A 6,367-nucleotide genomic window follows, 5' to 3' on the forward strand; every position below is an offset into this window, starting at 1 on the left:
TCCTGAGAATGTACGGAGATCCAAATGTGGGAGGGGGCTTGCCCCCTCCCACAGTTGATTTGTGTTGTCAGGTATTAAGCGCCAGGCAACGCCAGCTGCGGATTGACGAAGTCAAACGCCGCCAACGCAAACCCTTGCTCATCCACCTGCAACGCCCAGCCCTGCTTGTCCCAATCCCCCAGCACAATGCGCTTGGCCGCCTGTTCGCCAATCTGCAGCTTGTGGATCGCCGGGCGGTGGGTGTGGCCGTGGACCAGGGTACGCACGCCGAACTGCTGCATTACTTGCGGCACTTCCTCGGGGGTGACATCGACAATGTCGTTGGCCTTCATGCGTGTTTGCGCACGGCTTTCACTACGCAGCTTGCGCGCCAGCTTGTGGCGGGTACGCAGGGGCAAGTGGCGCAGGATAAACAGCACAATCGGGTTACGCAGGATGCGCCGCAGCTTCATATAGCCAAGGTCGCGGGTACAGAGGCTGTCGCCGTGCATCAACAGCACGGGCTCGCCGTAGAGCTGCACGACACTCGGGTCCTTGAGCAAGGTTGCGCCTGCCGCTCTGCAGAACGCCTTGCCGATCAGGAAATCACGGTTGCCATGCATGATGAAAATCGGGGTGCCGCTGTCGCTTAGCTCGCGTAGAGCCTCGCAGATGGAACGCTGGAAGGGGGTCATGCCATCGTCGCCAATCCAGGCTTCGAAGAAGTCCCCCAGAATGTACAACGCCTGGGCGCCACGGGCGCGGCCGTGGAGCAGATCCAGAAACGCCCGGGTGATGTCCGGGCGTTCCTCTTCCAGATGCAAGTCTGAAATCAGCAATATCACGCTTCGATGATCTCGGCTTTCTCGACGATCACGTCTTCGGCTGGAACGTCTTGGTGACCGGCTTTGGAGGTGGTCGATACGCCTTTGATCTTGTCGACAACGTCGGTGCCTGCGGTGACTTTACCGAACACGGCGTAGCCCCAACCCTGCACGTTCTTGCCGCTGTGGTTCAGGAAGGCGTTGTCGGCCACGTTGATGAAGAACTGCGCGGAGGCCGAATGCGGCTCCATGGTACGGGCCATGGCGACGGTGTACTTGTCGTTGGAAAGGCCGTTGTCTGCTTCGTTCTGGATGCTTGGGCGCTTGTCTTTCTTTTCTTTCATGCCAGGCTCGAAACCGCCGCCCTGGACCATGAAGTTGCCGATGACACGGTGGAAAACGGTGTTTTCGTAGTGGCCGGCCTTCACGTATTCGATGAAGTTGGCGACGGTGATCGGCGCTTTTTCGGCGTTCAGCTCGATGACGATCTCGCCGTGGTTGGTGGTCAGTTTGACTTGAGTCATGTTCACTACTCTTTCAGGAAATTCGTGGGTTTGAGCGCCTGGGCGCCTTACCGGTTTGGCGAAACTGCGGCCAAGGCGCGCAGTTTAGCGTGCCCGGCGGGAATTTCGAGGTGGTTTTTTACCGCCTGTGCAATAAATCCAGCAGTTTTTGAGCGCACTCTGTCAGCAGCTTGACAGCATCAGCTATGATACGGCCTTTGTTTTATCTGGCCCCAACCGGCCACGAACCTGTCTGTTCAAGGATCCTATGAGCAAGCCCACTGTCGACCCTACCTCGAATTCCAAGGCTGGACCTGCCGTCCCGGTCAATTTCCTGCGCCCGATCATCCAGGCGGACCTGGATTCGGGCAAGCACACGCAGATCGTCACCCGTTTCCCGCCAGAGCCCAACGGCTACCTGCACATCGGTCACGCCAAGTCGATCTGTGTGAACTTCGGCCTGGCCCAGGAGTTCGGTGGCGTCACGCACCTGCGTTTCGACGACACCAACCCGGCCAAGGAAGACCAGGAATACATCGACGCCATCGAAAGCGACATCAAGTGGCTGGGCTTCGAATGGTCCGGTGAAGTGCGCTACGCCTCCAAGTATTTCGACCAGTTGTTCGACTGGGCCGTCGAGCTGATCAAGGCCGGCAAGGCCTACGTCGACGACCTGAGCCCGGAGCAGGCCAAGGAATACCGTGGCACCCTGACCGAGCCGGGCAAGAACAGCCCGTTCCGCGACCGTTCGGTGGAAGAGAACCTCGACTGGTTCAACCGCATGCGCGCCGGTGAGTTCGCCGACGGCGCCCGCGTGCTGCGCGCCAAGATCGACATGGCCTCGCCGAATATGAACCTGCGCGACCCGATCATGTACCGCATCCGCCATGCCCACCACCACCAGACCGGTGACAAGTGGTGCATCTACCCGAACTACGACTTCACCCACGGCCAGTCGGATGCCATCGAAGGCATCACCCACTCCATCTGCACCCTGGAGTTCGAAAGCCATCGTCCGCTGTACGAGTGGTTCCTCGACAGCCTGCCGGTACCGGCGCACCCGCGTCAGTACGAATTCAGCCGCCTGAACCTGAACTACACCATCACCAGCAAGCGCAAGCTCAAACAACTGGTCGATGAGAAGCACGTGTTTGGTTGGGATGACCCGCGCATGTCCACACTGTCGGGCTTCCGCCGTCGCGGTTACACCCCGGCGTCGATCCGCAATTTCTGCGACATGGTCGGCACCAACCGTTCCGACGGCGTGGTCGACTTTGGCATGCTCGAATTCAGCATCCGCCAGGATCTGGACGCGAACGCCCCGCGCGCCATGTGCGTACTGCGTCCGTTGAAAGTCGTGATCACCAACTACCCGGAAGGCCAGGTCGAGAACCTCGAACTGCCGCGTCATCCGCAAAAAGAAGAACTTGGCGTGCGCAAGCTGCCGTTCGCCCGTGAAATCTACATCGACCGCGATGACTTCATGGAAGAGCCGCCAAAAGGCTACAAGCGCCTGGAGCCGAATGGCGAAGTGCGCCTGCGCGGCAGCTATGTGATTCGTGCCGACGAAGCGATCAAGGACGCCGACGGCAACATCGTCGAATTGCGCTGCTCCTACGATCCGGACACCCTGGGCAAGAACCCTGAAGGCCGCAAGGTCAAGGGCGTGGTTCACTGGGTGCCGGCGGCGGCCAGCATCGAGTGCGAAGTGCGCCTGTACGATCGTCTGTTCCGCTCGGCCAACCCTGAGAAGGCTGAAGACAGCGCGAGTTTCCTCGACAACATCAACCCTGACTCCCTGCAAGTACTCACTGGTTGTCGTGCCGAGCCATCGCTTGGCGACGCACAGCCGGAAGACCGTTTCCAGTTCGAGCGCGAAGGTTACTTCTGCGCGGATATCAAGGACTCGAAACCAGGTCAGCCGGTATTCAACCGTACCGTGACCTTGCGTGATTCGTGGGGCCAGTGATTCTGTTTAAGGAACTGTCGTGCTAACGATCTACAACACACTCAGCAAGACCAAAGAAGTCTTCAAGCCGCTGGATGGCAACAAGGTGCGCATGTACGTGTGCGGCATGACCGTGTACGACTACTGCCACATCGGCCACGGCCGCAGCATGGTTGCCTTCGACCTGGTGACCCGCTGGTTGCGTTTCAGCGGCTATGACTTGACGTATGTGCGCAACATCACCGACATCGACGACAAGATCATCAACCGCGCCAACGAAAACGGCGAGTCGTTCGACGCGCTGACCGAGCGCATGATCGCCGCGATGCACGAGGACGAGGCGCGCCTCAACATCCTCAAGCCGGACATGGAGCCACGTGCCACGGACCACATCCCTGGCATGCACGCGATGATCCAGACCCTGATCGACAAGGGTTACGCCTACGCCCCAGGCAACGGTGACGTGTACTACCGCGTTGCCAAGTTCATGGGCTACGGCAAGCTGTCGCGTAAGAAGATCGAAGACCTGCGCATCGGCGCGCGCATCGAAGTCGACGAAGCCAAGCAGGATCCCCTCGACTTCGTGCTGTGGAAAGCCACCAAGCCCGGCGAGCCGAGCTGGGAATCGCCATGGGGCGCCGGGCGTCCGGGCTGGCACATCGAATGCTCGGTGATGTCCACCTGCTGCCTGGGCGACACCTTCGACATTCATGGCGGCGGCAGCGACCTTGAGTTCCCGCACCACGAAAACGAAATCGCCCAAAGCGAGGCCGCGACCGGCAAGACCTACGCCAACGCCTGGATGCACTGCGGCATGATCCGCATCAATGGCGAGAAGATGTCCAAGTCCTTGAACAACTTCTTCACCATCCGCGACGTGCTGGAAAAGTACCATCCGGAAGTGGTGCGTTACCTGCTGGTGTCCAGCCACTACCGCAGCGCCATCAACTACTCGGAAGACAACCTCAAGGACGCCAAGGGCGCCCTGGAGCGGTTCTACCACGCGCTGAAAGGTCTGCCAGTGGTTGCGCCTGCCGGTGGCGAAGCCTTCGTGGCACGCTTCACTGAAGTCATGAACGACGACTTCGGCACCCCCGAAGCCTGCGCCGTGTTGTTCGAAATGGTGCGCGAGATCAACCGCCTGCGCGAGAGTGATCTCGACGCAGCGGCGGGCCTGGCGGCACGCTTGAAAGAGCTGGCCAGCGTGCTGGGCGTGCTGCAGATGGAAGCCGATGACTTCCTGCAAGCCGGCGCCGAAGGGCGTGTGGATGCGGCGCAAGTGGAGGCGCTGATCCAGGCGCGTCTGGCTGCTCGTGCGGGTAAAGACTGGGCGGAATCCGACCGTATCCGCGACCAACTGACCGCGATGGGTGTGGTGTTGGAAGATGGGAAGGGTGGGACTACTTGGCGGTTGGCTGATCAGGCTTGATCGTTGATTGCTGAATGAAAAACGCCCCGACTGGTTCGGGGCGTTTTTTTGTCTGTAATCAGGCATGTGACTTTGAACAACGGTCCTACTCACCAATAATCAAATTCCCTCCAACAAACGGCACTGGTTTTTCGGAAGGATTCAGATAGTGGTTAATTGCTTGATCAGCAGCAGTGTGAAACGCGGTTAAATCAGACGGCGGGTTGGAACTGTCTTTAATCATGACAAAGCGCCTAGAGTATTGGAGTCACCAGCCATCACTGCAAAACGATATTTGGGAGGCAACTGTATGCAGAGGTCGCAGGCTGGGACTCTAGGCACTCGGCATACCCGAAGGGTGGCGAGCCACCAGCCCCGGGGCGCTTACTGAAAACTGGCGTCGATTCTTTCGACCCTTAATTTTATGAATTCTTCGTTTAGCTCAGGGTGATCATAATGTATGCCTTCGTCTTTGAGTAATGTGAAAGTAAGAAAATTATCATCGTGTAGAATTCCATAAAGGAAATAGGCGTAACCACAGTCAATCTTCTCGGTTAAAAGAACGCGTGGTTCAATCTTCGCAATCTCATAGTCTTCAGGAATATTTAATGTCAATTCTACATTATAGGTCCTGCCTACTTCGATGTCGTATGGGCAGTAACTGATAAGGCAATTTACAAGTGTCCCTTCAATAAGCAGTGTAACGTCTTCCTCTATGTGCTCATTGAGCGAAACTACTTGGGCTTTTTTATAGTTATTTGCTGTAAGGTCTGATGATTTTTTCAGTGGGGTCGCCATTTATCATCCTCCAGAAATCTTTCCCGCTTTTGGTATGTAACGTAGTAATGTGGCCATCTGTATTTGTTCCAGCGAATGCGAATTTGGCTTGACCACTTCTATTTGTTCCTATCAATAAGACATATCCAGTCGTTGGTGTGTTTTTGTACGAATAGTGTACGGGTATTCCGTTGCTCACTACGTGCCGTGCGGCGAGTAGATACTCCTTACTGCTCTCGGCGCCGAATTGAGAACCATGCTTCTCATAATGTTCGTCTAATTTTTGCTTGCTGGCAAACTCCGCGGGCCCTGTCGTAGATGGCCTGTGGGGTTCGCCTGTATTTACTTTAGCTTTGTCTACCGGGTCTTCAACTACCCATTGCGGTTTGCACCCAGCGTCTCCTGGGCAATTGCTCAACCCTAATGGATCAACCCACCCCGTAGGGTTAGGCACGTACTGGTACGCGTTGATCCCCCCCGCCAACTTCACCGGGTCCGGCGTCAGATAGCGCCCGATATCCGGATTGTAGTAGCGATGGCGGTTGTAGTGCAGCCCGCTCTCCTGATCAAAGTACTGACCCTGGAAGCGCAGCGGGTTGTCGATTTTACCTTTGTCGAGGCGACTGATCTGGCCGTAGGCGCGGTAGTGCGCGGACCAGACGATTTCGCCGTCTGGGTCGGTGAGTTCCTGTGGCGTGCCGAGGTGGTCGAGTTGGTAGTGGTAGGGCTGGGTGTCGGTTGGACCGAATCCTTCCAGTAGTGCCAACGGGCGGAAGCTGTCGGGTTCGTAAAGGTAGCTGCGGTGGCGATCTGCATGGTGTTCGGCGATCAGCTTGTCGCCTTGCCAGAAAAACTCCGTGGTTAAACCGTCGACAGTCTTGCTGATACGCCGTCCAAACGGATCGTAGCGGTAGCTGGCGGTTTGCCC

General features: G+C 57.3%; 7 protein-coding genes. 2 read left to right on the forward strand and 5 right to left on the reverse strand.

Annotated features, from left to right (window positions below; genetic code table 11):
• Positions 1 to 74: 74 nt before the first annotated feature.
• Positions 75 to 824: a UDP-2,3-diacylglucosamine diphosphatase gene (lpxH, locus tag AOA60_RS25555; RefSeq protein WP_099586694.1), complete on the reverse strand. Its 750-nt coding sequence runs from the start codon at positions 822 to 824 to the stop codon at positions 75 to 77.
• Positions 821 to 1,327 carry a peptidylprolyl isomerase gene (locus AOA60_RS25560; RefSeq protein ID WP_099586695.1) on the reverse strand — a complete coding sequence of 169 codons (507 nt, stop codon included), beginning with the start codon at positions 1,325 to 1,327 and terminating at the stop codon, positions 821 to 823. The genes lpxH and AOA60_RS25560 overlap by 4 nt, the downstream gene beginning before the upstream one ends.
• 247 nt (positions 1,328 to 1,574) lie before the next feature.
• Between AOA60_RS25560 and AOA60_RS25565 the strand changes: the two genes are divergently transcribed.
• On the forward strand, positions 1,575 to 3,275 hold the full coding sequence (locus AOA60_RS25565) for a glutamine--tRNA ligase/YqeY domain fusion protein (RefSeq protein ID WP_099586696.1): 1,701 nt from the start codon (positions 1,575 to 1,577) through the stop codon (positions 3,273 to 3,275).
• 19 nt (positions 3,276 to 3,294) lie between these two features.
• A complete protein-coding gene (cysS, locus tag AOA60_RS25570; protein WP_099586697.1) occupies positions 3,295 to 4,683 on the forward strand; it encodes a cysteine--tRNA ligase in 1,389 nt (462 codons plus the stop codon).
• A gap of 85 nt (positions 4,684 to 4,768) precedes the next feature.
• On the opposite strand, the gene AOA60_RS32810 is transcribed toward cysS, so the two are convergent.
• The 3 genes from AOA60_RS32810 to AOA60_RS25580 form a co-directional block, all read right to left on the reverse strand.
• Complete coding sequence (locus AOA60_RS32810; protein ID WP_158235067.1) at positions 4,769 to 4,906, reverse strand: hypothetical protein; 138 nt, start codon at positions 4,904 to 4,906, stop codon at positions 4,769 to 4,771.
• Between the two features lie 140 nt (positions 4,907 to 5,046).
• Positions 5,047 to 5,460, reverse strand: coding sequence for a hypothetical protein (locus tag AOA60_RS25575; protein ID WP_099586698.1), 414 nt, complete (start codon positions 5,458 to 5,460; stop codon positions 5,047 to 5,049).
• A partial coding sequence (locus AOA60_RS25580) for an RHS repeat domain-containing protein (RefSeq protein ID WP_143522562.1) occupies positions 5,417 to 6,367 on the reverse strand: 951 nt, incomplete at its 5' end. The genes AOA60_RS25580 and AOA60_RS25575, both read right to left, overlap by 44 nt.

Source organism: Pseudomonas sp. 2822-17 (assembly GCF_002742485.1).
In the GTDB taxonomy this organism is placed as follows: domain Bacteria; phylum Pseudomonadota; class Gammaproteobacteria; order Pseudomonadales; family Pseudomonadaceae; genus Aquipseudomonas; species Aquipseudomonas cyclaminis.